The 299-nt window shown below is 47.5% G+C and carries 1 protein-coding gene; it reads left to right on the forward strand.

The features are described 5' to 3' along the window. Nucleotides 1–299: DUF3526 domain-containing protein (locus B3O33_RS00385; RefSeq protein ID WP_292362715.1), on the forward strand; the 299-nt coding region annotated here is incomplete at both ends.

A 299-nucleotide genomic window follows, 5' to 3' on the forward strand; every position in this document is an offset into this window, starting at 1 on the left:
ACAGGAGATTGCCAAAGTCGGTGATTCGCATAACCCGGATGATCCGCATTTCACTGAATTTCGTGAAAGAGTGTTGGCCGAATATGGCGTGTCACGTGTCGAGGATTTACCGGTCAACTGGCGTGGCATCGTGATGCAGGAAGGCGAGCGCATTACCAGCGAAGTATTTACCCAACAATATGAAAACGTGATGCAAATCGCTGAGCAGCAAAATCAACTGGTCAGTTATGTAGCGTGGTTTTCCCCCTATTTATTAGCTAACAAGTTATCGTCTATTTTTGCGGCGACCAACGCGGGTA

This window comes from Methylophaga sp. UBA1464, from assembly GCF_002325665.1.
Classification (GTDB): Bacteria; Pseudomonadota; Gammaproteobacteria; order Nitrosococcales; family Methylophagaceae; genus Methylophaga.